Here is a 12,539-nt window from a genome sequence, read left to right on the forward strand (position 1 = left end):
ACCATATGAAAAGGGTTGGGAATCAAGGCATGTCTAGCATTTGGCGCCATGCTGCACCAATGCGGTTAAATTCCGGTGAGACGGTCGAGCAACTGACTCTTAATCAGCGGGTCCACAGCTCAAGAGCCCTAACCCAGTTGCCCCAGCACCGGGAAATTTTCCAGCAGCCAATAAGACATGGCCTGCACGCCGCCGGTCAGGAAAAAGACGCCGGCGACGACCAGCAGCGCGCCCATTGCTTTTTCGACCCGGCCGAGATGGACGCGGAATTTTGAGAGAAAGCGCATGAAGGCGCCGGAAAACAGCGCCGCGATCAGGAACGGGATGCCGAGGCCGAGCGAATAGGCGGCAAGCAGAGCTGCGCCCTCGCCCACCGTCTCCCGGCCGCCGGCCAGCGTCAGGATCGGTCCCAGCACCGGTCCGATGCAGGGTGTCCAGCCGAAGGCGAAGGCAAGTCCCATGACATAGGCGGCAACGATACTGGCCGGCTTGCCCTGCGACTGGAAGCGCGCCTCACGCGACAGCAGCGGGATGCGCAATATGCCGAGGAAGTTCAACCCCATCAGGATGATCAGCGCGCCGGCGGCCATTGCCAGCGGCTCCTGCCAGACGCGCAGCAGCCGGCCAATGGTCGAGGCGCCGGCGCCTAACGCCACGAAGACGGTCGAGAAGCCGAGAACGAAGGCGATCGAAGCATAAAGCAGCGCGCTGCGTGCGTCGGCCTTGGCCGTGACGCCGGCATTGCCGCGGAAATCATCGACCGACACGCCGGCCATATAGCAGAGATAGGGCGGCACCAGCGGCAGCACGCAAGGCGACAGGAACGAGATCGCCCCCGCCCCGACCGCGCTGACATAGCCGATATCCAATGCCAATCCCGAAACTCCAACTGTATCGGCGCCGATATAGCGGCGCACGGACTTGTCCGCCAATCACCATTGCGTGGCAAGTTGCCGCCCTGCATCGAGGAAGAAACGATACGCCAAGCGCGTTGATGCAACGGGGCCGCAACTTTCCGCGCGCTTCTCGATCATATCAGGGAGAACCTCATGAAATCGATCACAGTTGGGCTGGCGGTGCTTTTGCTCGGCACCGCCGCCTCATATGCCGCCGAAGCGTGGAAGGAAGCCGATGTCGGCGGCACCAAGATCTACACCGATGCCAATGGCATGACCCTTTACACCTACGACAAGGACGAGACGGGCAAGTCGAACTGCTACGACAAATGCGCCACCAATTGGCCGCCGCTGAAGGCTGAGGCCGACGCCAAGGCCGAGGGCGAATGGACGGTCGTCGACCACACCGACGGCACCAAGATGTGGGCCTATGAGGGCAAGCCGCTCTACACGTTCATCAAGGACAAGAAGGCCGGCGATGTGACCGGCGACGGCGTCGGCGGCGTCTGGCATATAGCCAAGGCCGACTAAGCTCGGACCGAGATCCCCGCATTGACCGGCGGGGAATCGCTGGCTGCCGTGTATCACTGCAGGCCTTCCGGCTGCCAGCTTCTTGCACTGTCCTGCTAGGCATTCCAGCCCACTCGCGGCGCCAGTATCGCCCGCCCGACCGAGCATCATGCCGGATGCCTCTCCGGCTGGGGCTGGCGCATGATCGATGTTTCTCTTATATCCGCGGAAGAATTTGTCCCGTTCTCCCGGATTCATTGCCGGCTTGTCCAACGATAGGCAGCCCGCTCTCTTATCCGAGATTGCGGATATCACATGACTCGCTCTTGGGTTGTGCACTCAATGCAGGACTGCATTTTGGGCGCTTCCCCTTGACCGGATGCAAAAGCCCGGCCATGTGAGCGACAATTGTACGAGATTTCGTCGCGCGCAGCGGAATTCTTCTGCCGCACCACAGCTGATATGAGACCTCATGGACGTCGTCGTCGTCGAATCGCCGGCCAAAGCGAAGACAATCAACAAGTACCTCGGAAAGAACTACAAGGTCCTGGCCTCGTTTGGCCACGTCCGCGATCTGCCGGCCAAGGATGGCTCGGTGCGTCCGGACGAGGATTTTGCCATGTCCTGGGCTGTCGACACCGCCTCGAGCAAACGTCTTGCTGACATCGCCAGGGCGGTCAAGGACGCCGACGGCCTGATCCTCGCCACCGATCCGGATCGCGAGGGCGAAGCCATTTCCTGGCATGTCCTGGAAGTGCTGAAGCAGAAGCGCGCGCTGAAGGACAAGCCGGTCAGCCGCGTCGTCTTCAACGCCATCACCAAGTCATCGGTGCTGGAAGCGATGGCCAATCCGCGCCAGATCGATGCGCCGCTGGTCGACGCCTATCTCGCTCGCCGCGCGCTCGACTATCTCGTCGGCTTCACGCTGTCGCCCGTCCTGTGGCGCAAGCTGCCGGGCGCCCGTTCCGCCGGCCGCGTGCAGTCGGTGGCACTGCGCCTCGTCTGCGACCGCGAATTGGAGATCGAGCGCTTCATCCGCGAGGAGTACTGGCAGGTATCAGCTCTCCTCGGCACGCCGCGCAAGGAAAACTTCGAGGCGCGGCTGACCGCCTTCGACCGCAAGAAGCTGCAAAAGCTCGACATTTCGAACAAGGCGCAGGCCGATGACATCAAGGCGATGCTGGAAGGTGCGACCTTCAAGGCGCTATCGGTCGAAGCCAAGCCGACCAAGCGCAATCCAGGCCCGCCCTTCACCACCTCGACGCTGCAGCAGGCTGCCTCCTCGCGTCTCGGTTTTTCGGCAAGCCGCACCATGCAGGTGGCGCAGCGGCTCTATGAAGGCATGGACATCGGCGGCGAGACCACCGGCCTGATCACCTATATGCGAACCGACGGCGTGCAGATGGCGCCCGAGGCGATATCAGCTGCGCGCGATGCGATCGCCAAGGAGTTCGGCCCAAAATACCTGCCCGAGAAGCCGCGCCAATACACGACCAAGGCCAAGAACGCCCAGGAAGCCCACGAAGCGATCCGCCCGACCGATTTCATGCGCACCCCCGCTTCTGTCAGACAATATCTCGATGCCGACCAGGCACGGCTCTACGAGATAGTGTGGAAACGTGCCATCGCCAGCCAGATGCAGCCGGCCGAGATCGAGCGCACCACGGCCGAGATCGAGGCAGTCAACGGCGCTCGCACCGCGGAACTCCGCGCCATCGGTTCGGTCGTTCGCTTCGACGGCTTCATTGCCGCCTATACCGACCAGAAGGACGAGGATTCGGAAGACGAGGAAGACCGCCGTCTGCCCGAGATCCGTGCCGGCGAACAGCTCGACCGCGAGGCGATCAACGCCACCCAGCACACCACCGAGCCACCGCCGCGCTATTCGGAAGCCTCGCTGATCAAGAAGCTGGAAGAACTCGGCATCGGTCGTCCCTCGACCTACACTGCGATCCTGAAGACGCTCGAGGATCGCGACTACGTCAGCATGGACAAGCGCAAGCTGTTGCCGCAGGCCAAGGGTCGGCTGCTGTCGGCCTTCCTCGAAAGCTTCTTCGAGCGCTATGTCGAATACGACTTCACCGCCTCACTCGAGGAAAAGCTCGACGAGATTTCCGACGGCAAGCTCGCCTGGAAGGATGTGCTGCGCGATTTCTGGAAGGATTTTTCGGGCGCCGTCGCCGACATCAAGGAATTGCGCGTCACCGACGTGCTCGACGCGCTCAACGAGGAACTGGCGCCGCTCGTCTTCCCAACGCGGGAAGACGGCTCAAATCCGCGCATCTGCCCGAAATGCGGCACCGGCAACCTGTCGCTGAAGCTCGGCAAGTTCGGCGCCTTTGTCGGCTGTTCCAACTACCCCGAATGCTCCTTCACCCGCCAGCTCGGCGACGCCGCCAACCCCAATGGCGAAAACGGCAATGGCGAGGACGGCACCAAGGTGCTTGGCAAGGACCCCTACACGGCGGAGGAAATCACGCTGCGCAGCGGTCGTTTCGGCCCCTATATCCAGCGCGGCGACGGCAAGGAAGCCAAGCGCTCCAGCCTGCCCAAGGGCTGGACGGTCGATTCGATCGACCACGAAAAGGCCCTCGCCTTGCTGTCGCTGCCGCGTGACGTCGGCAAGCATCCGGAATCCGGCAAGATGATCTCGGCCGGGCTGGGGCGCTACGGTCCGTTCGTGCTGCATGACGGCACCTACGCCAATCTCGACAACATCGAGGACGTGTTCTCGATCGGCCTCAACCGCGCCGTGTCGGTGATCGCCGAGAAGAAGTTGAAGGGCCCCGGCGGCCGCAATGGCGGCACGCCCGCCGCCTTGAAGGAACTTGGCGAGCATCCGGCGGGCGGCGGCAAGATCGTCGTGCGTGACGGCAAATACGGGCCCTATGTTAATTTCGGCAAGGTCAATGCGACGCTACCGAAGGGCAAGGACCCGCAGTCGGTGACGGTCGAGGATGCGGTGGCGCTGATTGCCGAGAAGGAAGCCAAGGGTGGCAATGGCGGCAGAAAGCCCTTCCGCAAAGCGGCCGCACCTGCCAAAAAGCCTGCGGCAGCCAAAAAACCAGCGGCCAAGAAAGTGGCCAAGAAAAAGGGATAGGCATCGTGGCGCGCAGGGTATCCGGAAGAAGCCATGGCGATCTGCGCACCGCCGACACGAGGGCCAAGGTCAGGGATAACTACCGGCCGTCCCGTGACGAGATCCTGCGCTACATCGCCGAAAATCCGGATCGCTCCGGCAAACGCGACATCGCCAAGGCGTTTGCGCTGCGCGGCGAGGACCGTATCTGGCTGAAGGACATTTTGCGCGACCTGCAGGATGAGGGCCTGCTGACCAAGGAGCGCAATCGGCTGGCCCGTGTCGGCGCCCTGCCCCATGTCGCCGTGCTCGACATCTTTGGCCGCGACGCCGACGGCGTGCTGCTGGCGCACCCGACCGAAGCCGTGGGCAATGGCGAGCCTCCTGTCATAGCGATCCGCGTGTCGCGTGGCGGCGGCGGCCCGACACCGGGCATCGGCGACCGCGTGCTAGCCAAGACCTTTCCAACCGATGACGCGACGGGCCCTGCCTATACCGGGCGGGTGATGAAGATCTTCGAGAAGCGCACCGATGCCGTTCTCGGCGTCTTCCGCGTGCTGCAGGACGGTACCTTTCGCATCGAGCCTGTCGAAAGACGCCAGCCGGAGCTGGTCGTCGACAAGGAATTCCAGAACGGCGCCAAGAACGGCGATCTGGTCGAGGTCGAGCCGGCGCGGGCCTCCCGCTACGGGCTGCCCAGAGCCAAGGTGCTGGCGGTGCTGGGTTCGCTGACCAGCGAAAAGGCGGTCTCGATGATCGCCATTCACGCGCACGACATTCCACATATTTTCCCGGCAGACGTCATCGCCGAGGCAGAGGCGGTCAAACCGGCAACGCTGGCCGACCGCGAGGACTGGCGCGACTTGCCACTGGTCACCATCGATCCGGCCGACGCCAAGGACCATGACGACGCGGTATTCGCCACGCCGGACACGGACGAAAAGAACCCTGGTGGCGTGGTCGTCACCGTGGCGATTGCAGATGTCGCCGCCTATATCCGCTATGGCACTGCGCTCGATCGCGAGGCGCTGAAGCGCGGCAATTCGGTCTATTTCCCCGATCGCGTCGTGCCGATGCTGCCGGAGCGCATCTCCAACGACCTTTGTTCGCTGCGCGAAGGCCAGGATCGTCCGGCGCTGGCAGTCCGCATGACCTTCGCGGCCGACGGCCGCAAGCTCAGGCATTCGTTCCACCGCATCATGATGAAATCGGCGGCGAAACTCGCCTATCCCCAAGCGCAGGCCGCGATCGACGGCGTGCGGGACGACAAGACCGGCCCGATCCTCGACACGGTGCTGAAGCCGCTCTGGGATGCCTACGCCGTCGTGAAGCGCGGCCGTGACACGCGCCAGCCGCTCGAGCTCGACCTGCCGGAGCGGAAAATTCTGCTCAAGGAGGACGGCACCGTCGATCGGGTCGTCGTGCCGGAGCGGCTCGACGCGCACAAGCTGATCGAAGAGTTCATGATCCAGGCCAATGTCGCGGCCGCCGAGACGCTGGAGGCGAAACGACAGGCGCTGGTCTACCGCATCCATGACGCGCCTTCGCTCGCCAAGCAGGAATCGCTGCGTGAGTTCCTGCAGACGCTAGGCCTGTCGTTGGCGCGCGGTGCGCAGATGCGGCCGAATCAGTTCAACGGCATCCTGGATCGCGTCCGCGGCGCCGACCATGAGGGGCTGGTCAACGAGGTGGTGCTGCGCACGCAGATGCAGGCCGAATATTCGCCCAGCAACATCGGCCATTTCGGCCTCAATCTGAAGCGCTACGCGCATTTCACCTCGCCGATCCGCAGATATGCCGACCTGATCGTGCACCGTGGGCTGATTGCCGCACTCGGCTTCGGTGCGGGCGGACTGACGCAGGACGAGGCGGAGCGGTTGGAAGAGGTTTCTGCGCTGATCTCGGCCACCGAGCGCCGTGCCATGGCCGCCGAGCGCGACACGGTCGACCGGCTGATCGCCGCCTATCTGGCCGAGCGTGTCGACGAGCGTTTCGATGCACGCATTTCGGGCGTCACCAAATCGGGACTATTTGTCCAATTGCCGCAGTATGGCGCAGATGGTTTCATCCCGGTGTCAAGTCTGGACGGCGATTACTATATCTACGACGAAACTGCCCGATCGCTTTTCGGAGAACGCACCGGCAAGGGCTATCAGCTTGCCGACCGCGTCGAGGTTCGCCTGATCGAGGTGGCGCCTATGGCCGGCGCGATGCGTTTCGAGATGCTGACCGACCCAAAGCCGCTGCCCGGCTCCAAACGGTCGTTTCACAAGACCAAAGGCCGCGCCCGCGCGTCGCAATCGCGTCCAGGCTCACGCGGCAGGAGACGGTAATGCCAAGCGATCTGAAAATGAACCAACAGGTTTTCGGCGGCGAACATCACTCGGGCCGGGTCGCCCGTCCGCTATGGACGGCGATGAAGCGCGGCGCGCTTGGCCGCTGCCCGCATTGCGGCGAGGGAAAGCTGTTCCGCGCTTTCGTCAAGACTGTCGACAAGTGCGATCATTGCGGCGAGGAGCTTCATCACCATCGCGCCGACGACCTGCCGGCCTATCTGGTGGTGGTCATCGTCGGCCACATCGTGCTCGGCGCCTTCATGGGCGTCGAAGCGACCTCCACCTTGTCCACCTGGCAGCACATCGCCATCTGGGTGCCGCTGACCATCCTCATGGCGGTCGTCTTGCTGCAGCCGGTCAAGGGCGCCGTCATCGGCCTGCAATGGGCGTTCTATATGCATGGCTTCGGCGGGGAAAAAGATCTGATCGAGTCGCATCCCGAGGCTTGAAACCGAGGCTGGCGCAATCGGCATGGCTGGACGCCACTTTCGCATCGGAGAAGATTCCGCTAGGTCGTGCGCATGGACGGTATGACCAGGGTGGAAGTCGACAAGGTCGAGCGGATCGCGCTCGACGCCAAGCCTATACGGCCGCGCGACGCCGCGACGTTGATCCTGCTCGACCGCAAGGGCGGCGAGTTTCTGGTGCTGATGGGCCGGCGCCACGCCCGTCACGCCTTCATGCCTGGGAAATTCGTCTTTCCCGGCGGCCGTACCGATCCGGCCGACAGCCGAATTCCCGTCGCCACCGCGCTGCACCCTGAGGAACAGGCGAGGCTGACCGCCGGCGTTGGCCGCATCAGCCCGGCCCGCGCCCGCGCCATCGCCCTGTCGGCGATCCGCGAGACCTATGAGGAGGCTGGCCTGTTGATCGGTCGGAAAGGCGCCTTCGCGACGAGCAGGCGCGATTGGCAGGGTTTTGCCGAGCACGGCGTAAGACCGTCGCTGGCAGAGCTGCGTTTCATCGCGCGTGCCATCACCCCGCCAAACAGGGTGCGGCGCTTCGATACGCGCTTCTTCAGCGCCTGGCGCGAAGATGTCGCCGTGGAGCTGCCGGACGGCGGTCCGACCAACGAGTTGGAGGAGCTGGTCTGGCTGCCGCTCGCCAAGGCCAGACAGGCCGATATTCCCGACATCACCAGGGCTATCCTGGAGGAGCTGGAAAAGCGGCTCGTCGATGATCCGCTGCTGCGCCCCGGTGGTTCCGTCCCGTTCTACCGGCTTGTCCGCAATCGCTTCGCCCGCGAAATTCTATAAAGCATAGAGCATTCAAATCCATGACGGTCGATACCCAGCAAGAGGTCGAAGAACGCGTACATTGGCTGCCGATGATCGCGGCGATCTCGTCGATCAGCGTCGTCGGCATTGCCATCGGCCTCGGCATGCCGCTGCTCAGCGTCATCCTCGAAACGCGCGGCCATTCGGCGTCGATGATCGGCTTCAACACCGCTGTCGCCGGGTTCGCCTCGATCGCTGGCGCACCGCTCGCCACCCCGCTCGCCATGCGATTCGGCGTCGCCTGGACGATGCTGGCCATGATCGCCACGGGAGTGCTGGCCTTTGTCGGCTTCCATTTCGCGCCGGACTTCTGGATGTGGTTCCCGCTGCGCATCCTGCTGCACATTGCGCTGACGGTGCTGTTCATCCTGTCGGAATTCTGGATCAGCACATCGGCGCCGCCGCACCGGCGCGGCCTGGTCCTCGGCATCTACGCCACGGTATTGTCGCTCGGCTTTGCCGCCGGGCCGTGGCTTTTTGCCCATCTCGGCAGCACCGGCTTCCTGCCCTTCGGCGTCATCATGGCGCTGGTGACGCTGGCCGCCATTCCGGTTCTGGCCGCCCGCAACGAGAGCCCGACGATCGTCTCCAATGGCGAAACCAGCAACTTCCTGCGCTACATCTGGCTGGTGCCGACGGCGACCGCCGCGGTGCTGGTGTTCGGCGCGGTCGAGACCGGCGGCTTTGCGCTGTTCCCCATCTATGGCAGCCGCATCGGCTACTCCGAGGCCGACGCCGCACTTCTGCTCACCATGATCGGCCTCGGCAACGTGCTGTTGCAGATCCCGCTCGGCATGATCAGCGACCGTGTCAGCGACCGCCGTTATCTGCTTCTGGCTTGTGCAACCATTGGGCTTGCCGGCACCATCTTCATGCCCCACTTCGCGCAGAACTGGCACCTGATGGCTGCGCTTCTGTTCGTCTGGGGCGGCGTGGTCGCGGCGATGTACACGATCGGCCTGGCCCATCTCGGCTCGCAGCTTTCCGGCCACGAACTGGCCTCCGCCAACGCTGCCTTCGTGCTCTGCTACGGTGTTGGCATGGTGCTCGGCCCGCAGGCGATCGGCATCGGCATGGACGTTTTCGGTCCCTCGGGCTTCGGCTGGGCGCTCGGCATGTTCTTCGCCTTCTATATCGCGCTGGTCGGCGCCAGGCTGGTCCGAAAAATCCTTTAGAAAGACCGATCGATGCCTCGTGTCGCGCGAGGCTGCTGACATAACCGTGTCAGCAGCACCCGGATAGATTGTCAGCAACACGCCACCAGATTGAGGATGCCATCATGATCGACTCCGGGTTTGAAACGACATCGGTACGGATGGAATTGCTGCTGCTTGTGACCTTTCAATCGCCGGCCTCCGATGTCGACCGCATCATGGAAGCGGTGGTCGCGATCGCGCCGCTCACCATGGGCAAGTACGACAGCAATGCCTACCAGTCGGCGCACGGCATCGAGCGCTACCGGCCACTCGAAGGCGCGGCCGCCGGCGCCGAGACGGAATTGCGCAGACGGCCGGGCACGGTGGAAGTGTCGTTCGAGCTGCCCGACGACCAGGCGCTGGCCGCCCGCATTGTCGAAGCGATTTTCCAGGTCCACAGCTATCAGGAGCCGGTGATCCGCATTCAGCCGATCCTTGCCAGCCGTTCCAAGGGGTTGGACGACCGCTCCAACCCGAACCGCTGGTGGAACGCCACGGGAGACTGGAAGAAGGTGGCTCCGCCGGTTAGGGAAGACGCATAGAAACGGACCGCGGCCTTCCCTTCTCCCCTTGTGGGAGAGAAGGTGGCCGAGCGAAGCTCGGTCGGATGAGGGGTGCTCCAGCTTGGCGCTGCCGGCACTCCGTCCAGCACCCCTCAACCGTCTTGGCGCTGCGCGCCAATCCACCTTCTCCCACAAGGGGAGAAGGAAGAGGCGCTCTCGCGGGGTTGACTTTCCGGGCGCGTTCTTTATGTGTCGCGCCAAGTTTCCCGCGTCCGGGTGTTTCCCCGTGCTCCAGCGGCTAAAACTCCACGAACATAACGGACGAACAACATGGCCAAAGCCGCAAACATCAAGATCAAGCTTCTGTCGACCGCCGACACCGGTTTCTTCTACGTGACCAGCAAGAACAGCCGCACCAAGACGGACAAGCTGTCGTTCCGCAAATACGATCCGGTCGCCAAGAAGCATGTCGAGTTCAAGGAAACCAAGATTAAGTAATCTGGTTTCCTGCTCCAAAAACCAAAACGCCGCCCCTCTGGGCGGCGTTTTGGTTTTCAAGGCTTCGAAAAGTCCGATATTTCCGATGCTTAGCGCAGAGTCTCGATGTCTTTTCGGAAAGAGGGGGCCGGTCGGCGTTTGGCAGCGGTACGAGGAGGCCACTATGTGCCAGCGCCGGCCGGCCGACCCCACGGACCCAGGAGATGCGGCGGACCTGAGAATCATGGGGTATTCTTCGGATCGACCCGGCAACTACCCTCGCGCCGGTTCCGTCATTGGTCTGCACATTTGCGCAACAGCTTACGAAAATCAACAATTTCTTAACCAAGCGCTGCGAATCGCTTGCGTTAAGGTAAATTCGTAACCCTGTCGCACCGACTGGATAATCGGCGCTACGCCGCCTTGGCGACGACGCGATTACGGCCGGCGCTCTTGGCTTCGTAGAGCGCGAGGTCGGCGCGTTTCATCAGCCCGGCAACCGAGTCCACGCCCTTCAGCACCGACGACACGCCGACGCTGACGGTAACCTCGATCGTCTTGCCATCGAGACCGACGGCAAACGGCATCTGGGCGATTTCGGCGCGAATGCGCTCTGCGACCTTTTCGGCGACCGCGCCGTCCGTGTCCGGCATCACCACGACGAATTCCTCGCCACCGAAGCGGCAGGCGAGATCGATGCCGCGCACATTCTTGCGCAGCCGCCGCGCGAATTCGCGCAGCACCTCGTCGCCGCCGTCATGGCCGTGCGCGTCGTTGATGGTCTTGAAGCGGTCGAGATCGGTGATCATCACCGACAGCGGCCGCCGCCGCGCCACGGCACGGTCGAACAACGTCTGCAGATGGCTGTCGAGGTAACGGCGATTGTGCAATCCCGTCAGGGCGTCGGTCACCGCCATCTCAATGGTTTGGGTGACGCTGGCGCGGAGTTGGTCGTTGTAGCGCTTGCGGCGCACTTGCGTGCGCAGCCGAGCGGTCAGCTCCTGCTGGTCGATCGGCCGCATCAGATAGTCGTTGATGCCGAGTTCGAGGCCGCGGATGATGCGCTCTTCCTCACCCTCCTGCGCCAGAAGGATGATCGGCAGGAAACGGGTGCGATCGAGCGAACGCAGTTGCGAGCAGAGCCTGAGCGGATCGAAATCGGCAAAGGCCGTCGAGATCATCACGCATTCATAGGGGGTCTCGGCGGCCTGGAAGAAGCCGGCATGCGGATCGGTGGCAATGTCGAGGTCAGCGCTGCCGCGCAGCATTTTCTGGACGCGCTCGAAGGAGGACTTGCGCTCGTCGATCAGCAGAACTTTCGGCGTTGTGTCTGCGGAAGCGAAGTTGCGGCTCAACAGCTCCTCGATGCCGATATTGCGCGTGGTCGAGGCGCGCAGGCGCAGCTCGTCGGTCAACGTCTTCAGCCTGACCAGGCTTTTGACGCGCGTCATCAATTGCAGATCATTGACCGGCTTGGTCAGAAAATCGTCGGCGCCGGCCTCAAGGCCGCGCACCCGGTCCGAAACCTGGTCGAGCGCGGTGATCATGACGACGGGTATGTGCGACGTCGCCGGATCGCTCTTCAGCCGCCGGCAGACCTCGAACCCGTCCATATCGGGCATCATCACGTCGAGCAGAACGACATCGACCTTGCCGTTTTCGCAGGTCTCGATCGCGTCCAGCCCGTTGGTGGCGGTCAGCACCTCGAAATATTCGGCAAGCAGCCGGACCTCGAGCAGCCTCACATTGGCAGGGATGTCGTCGACGACGAGGATCCGTGCAGTCATCTCACAAAGCTCCGGCTCGGCTGGAAAGGCGCATCAGGCGTCGCCCAGGTAGGATTTGATCGTTTCGATGAAACGCGGCACCGAGATCGGTTTGGAAATATAGGCTTCGCAGCCACCCTGGCGGATGCGCTCCTCATCGCCCTTCATCGCGAATGCAGTGACGGCAATGACCGGTATGACATGGAGGTCGTCGTCCTCCTTCAGCCATTTGGTCACTTCCAGCCCCGACACTTCGGGCAGCTGGATATCCATCAAAATGAGGTCCGGCTTGTGCAGTCGCGCCAGATCCAGCGCTTCCAGGCCGTTGCGCGTGCGTACCGTCTCGTAACCGCTCGCTTCGATGAGGTCCCGAAAGAGCTTCATGTTGAGCTCATTGTCCTCGACGATCATGACCTTCTTAGGCATCAAATTCCCGTTCCGGCCTGCCTTCCACTCGAAGGATACCGCTATGCGCCCTCGCCGGCACGCATCAAACCCT

11 protein-coding genes are annotated in these 12,539 nt (G+C 63.0%); 8 read left to right on the forward strand and 3 right to left on the reverse strand.

Features of this window, described 5'->3' with window-relative positions; genetic code table 11:
* Positions 1–128 precede the first annotated feature (128 nt).
* The gene (locus CIT25_RS15340; RefSeq protein WP_095485582.1) at positions 129–875 is read right to left on the reverse strand and encodes a cytochrome c biogenesis CcdA family protein; all 747 of its coding nucleotides are present in this window, start codon (positions 873–875) and stop codon (positions 129–131) included.
* Positions 876–1,049: 174 nt separating this feature from the next.
* Between CIT25_RS15340 and CIT25_RS15345 the strand changes: the two genes are divergently transcribed.
* The 8 genes from CIT25_RS15345 to rpmG all read left to right on the forward strand — a co-directional run bounded on the left by CIT25_RS15345 (position 1,050) and on the right by rpmG (position 10,295).
* Complete coding sequence (locus CIT25_RS15345; RefSeq protein ID WP_095485363.1) at positions 1,050–1,427, forward strand: COG4315 family predicted lipoprotein; 378 nt, start codon at positions 1,050–1,052, stop codon at positions 1,425–1,427.
* A gap of 451 nt (positions 1,428–1,878) precedes the next feature.
* Complete coding sequence (gene topA, locus CIT25_RS15350; RefSeq protein WP_095485364.1) at positions 1,879–4,506, forward strand: type I DNA topoisomerase; 2,628 nt, start codon at positions 1,879–1,881, stop codon at positions 4,504–4,506.
* Positions 4,507–4,511: 5 nt separating this feature from the next.
* Entirely contained in the window at positions 4,512–6,818 is a 2,307-nt protein-coding gene (rnr, locus tag CIT25_RS15355; RefSeq protein ID WP_095485365.1) for a ribonuclease R, read from the forward strand.
* Positions 6,818–7,270: a DUF983 domain-containing protein gene (locus CIT25_RS15360; protein ID WP_095485366.1), complete on the forward strand. Its 453-nt coding sequence runs from the start codon at positions 6,818–6,820 to the stop codon at positions 7,268–7,270. The genes rnr and CIT25_RS15360 overlap by 1 nt, the downstream gene beginning before the upstream one ends.
* 72 nt (positions 7,271–7,342) lie before the next feature.
* The gene (locus tag CIT25_RS15365) at positions 7,343–8,077 is read left to right on the forward strand and encodes an NUDIX hydrolase (RefSeq protein WP_095485367.1); all 735 of its coding nucleotides are present in this window, start codon (positions 7,343–7,345) and stop codon (positions 8,075–8,077) included.
* A 20-nt stretch (positions 8,078–8,097) separates the two neighbouring features.
* Complete coding sequence (locus tag CIT25_RS15370) at positions 8,098–9,273, forward strand: MFS transporter (RefSeq protein ID WP_095485368.1); 1,176 nt, start codon at positions 8,098–8,100, stop codon at positions 9,271–9,273.
* Between the two features lie 104 nt (positions 9,274–9,377).
* Positions 9,378–9,836, forward strand: a complete 459-nt coding sequence (locus CIT25_RS15375; RefSeq protein ID WP_095485369.1) for a YqfO family protein — start codon at positions 9,378–9,380, stop codon at positions 9,834–9,836.
* A 291-nt stretch (positions 9,837–10,127) separates the two neighbouring features.
* Positions 10,128–10,295: a 50S ribosomal protein L33 gene (rpmG, locus tag CIT25_RS15385; protein WP_006201775.1), complete on the forward strand. Its 168-nt coding sequence runs from the start codon at positions 10,128–10,130 to the stop codon at positions 10,293–10,295.
* 392 nt (positions 10,296–10,687) lie between these two features.
* On the opposite strand, the gene CIT25_RS15395 is transcribed toward rpmG, so the two are convergent.
* Positions 10,688–12,061 (reverse strand): PleD family two-component system response regulator, encoded by a 1,374-nt coding sequence (locus tag CIT25_RS15395; protein ID WP_095485371.1) that lies wholly within the window; start codon positions 12,059–12,061, stop codon positions 10,688–10,690.
* A 33-nt stretch (positions 12,062–12,094) separates the two neighbouring features.
* Entirely contained in the window at positions 12,095–12,451 is a 357-nt protein-coding gene (locus CIT25_RS15400) for a response regulator (RefSeq protein WP_287247952.1), read from the reverse strand.
* Between the last annotated feature and the right edge of the window lie 88 nt (positions 12,452–12,539).

This window comes from Mesorhizobium mediterraneum (genome assembly GCF_002284565.1).
GTDB classification, from domain to species: domain Bacteria; phylum Pseudomonadota; class Alphaproteobacteria; order Rhizobiales; family Rhizobiaceae; genus Mesorhizobium; species Mesorhizobium mediterraneum.

Coding starts and splice junctions, on each gene's coding strand:
- CIT25_RS15345 (WP_095485363.1), top strand. CDS start 1,050: ATGAAATCGATCACAGTTGGGCTGGCGGTGCTTTTGCTCGGCACCGCC.
- topA (WP_095485364.1), top strand. CDS start 1,879: ATGGACGTCGTCGTCGTCGAATCGCCGGCCAAAGCGAAGACAATCAAC.
- CIT25_RS15360 (WP_095485366.1), top strand. CDS start 6,818: ATGCCAAGCGATCTGAAAATGAACCAACAGGTTTTCGGCGGCGAACAT.
- CIT25_RS15365 (WP_095485367.1), top strand. CDS start 7,343: ATGGACGGTATGACCAGGGTGGAAGTCGACAAGGTCGAGCGGATCGCG.
- CIT25_RS15370 (WP_095485368.1), top strand. CDS start 8,098: ATGACGGTCGATACCCAGCAAGAGGTCGAAGAACGCGTACATTGGCTG.
- CIT25_RS15375 (WP_095485369.1), top strand. CDS start 9,378: ATGATCGACTCCGGGTTTGAAACGACATCGGTACGGATGGAATTGCTG.
- rpmG (WP_006201775.1), top strand. CDS start 10,128: ATGGCCAAAGCCGCAAACATCAAGATCAAGCTTCTGTCGACCGCCGAC.
- CIT25_RS15395 (WP_095485371.1), bottom strand. CDS start 12,061: ATGACTGCACGGATCCTCGTCGTCGACGACATCCCTGCCAATGTGAGG.
- CIT25_RS15400 (WP_287247952.1), bottom strand. CDS start 12,451: ATGATCGTCGAGGACAATGAGCTCAACATGAAGCTCTTTCGGGACCTC.